Consider the following 2,341-nt stretch of genomic DNA (forward strand, 5'->3'; position numbering starts at 1 on the left):
AACCACACTCAGAGTCCTTGACACAGATCTAAAAGTTGAGGATGCAGGTGAGCTCTACAATAAGCAAAGTAAACTTGACAAAATGCCAAAAGCAGAACGACAACAAATGGTAAAAGAACTCAAAGCAAAGATGCTCGCTGCTGCAAAAAACTTAGACTTTGAAGAAGCTGCCAGACTGCGTGACCAGATAGCGAAAATAAAAAAATTGTAGGTTTTTGCTATAATACGCGTAAATATTACATTATATAGGCAATTTTATGGCTTTAGACCTCTCTTCTTCACAACTCTATTTTAACCGTGAACTCTCATGGTTACAGTTTAATTCACGTGTTTTAGCACAAGCACTGGATGAACAATTACCCCCACTTGAACGTCTCAAGTTTCTTGCTATCTACGGAACAAACCTTGATGAATTTTATATGATACGTGTTGCAGGACTTAAAGCCCTGTTTAAAGCAGGCGTACAGGAGACAGGACCAGATAAACTTACTCCTAGCCAACAACTCGAAGAGATACATGGGTACCTGCATAAAGAACATAAGGTTTTAGAATCATGTTACACCTCTATTATCTCGGAACTTCATACCCATGGAGTAAACGTAAAAAACTATGATGCTCTCAATAAAGAAGAGCAAGAAGAAATAAAAGAAAAATTCTTTAATGAAATATATCCTGTGATCATCCCAATAGCCGTAGATGCTACACACCCTTTTCCTCATCTCAACAACCTTAGTTTTGGTTTGGCACTCACACTGGAAGATGACTCTAAACATATCAAACATGGTCTTGTGCGTATCCCCAGAATACTTCCTAGGTTTGTACAGTTAAGACAAACATTTATCCCTATAGAATCTGTGGTTGAATACTTTGCATCTGAACTTTTCCCTGGATTTAGTCCGCTGGCTTCAACACCTTTCAGGGTCACAAGAAATGCAGATATTGAGATAGAAGAGGAGGAAGCTGATGACTTTTTGGAGATCCTGCAAGAAGGTTTACGTTCCAGAAACAAAGGTTCGCTCATCCGTCTTGAACTCATTGACGGTGCGGACTCTGAGCTTATCAATTTTTTACTCTCTCATCTAAACCTTGACAACAAAGACATCTACTCCTACAAGAGTCTTTCTCTCAACCTGGGGAGTCTCTGGCAAATCGTGGGAGACAAAGCGCTCTCTCATCTTGTACTACCTACATTTAGCCCAAAGATACTACCTCCGTTAAACAGTGAAAATATCTTTGAAGCTATTGAGAAGCAAGATGTCCTGCTTTATCATCCTTTTGACAGTTTTGAACCTGTCGTGAAGTTCATTACACAAGCTGCCGCAGACCCGGAAACGATTACTATACGTATGACACTCTACCGTGCAGGACCAAAGTCTCCTATCGTTAAAGCACTCATAGATGCGGTACGTGATGGGAAACAGGTTATGGTACTTGTTGAACTCAAAGCAAGATTTGATGAGGAGAACAATTTACGCTGGGCAAGAGCACTTGAAGATGCAGGAGCACATGTAGTCTATGGTATACCGGGGCTCAAAGTACATGCCAAGATCGCACAGGTGATTAAAAGACAGGGTGGAAAACTTAAAAGTTATGTACATCTTGCAACAGGAAATTATAATCCTAGTACTTCAAAGATCTATACCGATATGTCATACTTTACAACAAAAGAGATTTTTAGTACAGATGCCACACACTTTTTTCACTTCTTAACAGGTTTCTCAACGCATACAAAGTTAGATACACTTTTCATGGCACCTACACAGATCAAACCAAAGCTCATCAAACTCATAGAGAAAGAGCGTAAACATGGATCTCAGGGGCATATCATACTTAAAGCCAACTCTTTAGTGGACTCAGATATCATCAAAGCACTGTATCTCTCTTCTCAAAATGGGTGTAAGGTTGATCTTATCATTCGTGGTATCTGTTGTTTAAAACCCGGAATCAAAGGCATCAGTGAAAACATTACTGTCTCTTCGGTCATAGGAAAATATTTAGAACATGCACGTGTCTACTTTTTTAAACATGACAAAGTTAAATGCTACATCTCATCTGCAGACCTCATGCCACGTAATCTTGTAAGACGTGTAGAGCTTATGACGCCCATCTTGGAAGAAACACTCACACAGAAAATAGAACAAATTTTAATGTTACAACTTGCAGACAATTCCTTACGTTGGGAACTTCAAGAAGATGGAAACTACACTAAAGTGCCTTCCCTAGGTAAAAAGATAAACAACCATTGTGTCTTAGAAGAGTATGTAAACAAGATTCACGATAAAACAAAAAAAGAGACACCAGACTATGTAAGCCGTTTGGCCAACCGTATATTGAAGGATAG

General features: G+C 39.2%; 2 protein-coding genes. Both read left to right on the plus strand.

Annotated elements, in window-relative coordinates; all coding sequences use genetic code 11:
- Positions 1-211 (plus strand): UvrB/UvrC motif-containing protein (locus ABZC96_RS09685; RefSeq protein WP_373030783.1); only part of this gene is annotated, 211 nt, incomplete at its 5' end.
- A 46-nt stretch (positions 212-257) separates the two neighbouring features.
- A partial coding sequence (locus tag ABZC96_RS09690; RefSeq protein WP_373030784.1) for an RNA degradosome polyphosphate kinase occupies positions 258-2,341 on the plus strand: 2,084 nt, incomplete at its 3' end.

Origin of the sequence: Sulfurovum sp., from assembly GCF_041551015.1 — a bacterium.
GTDB lineage: Bacteria > Campylobacterota > Campylobacteria > Campylobacterales > Sulfurovaceae > Sulfurovum.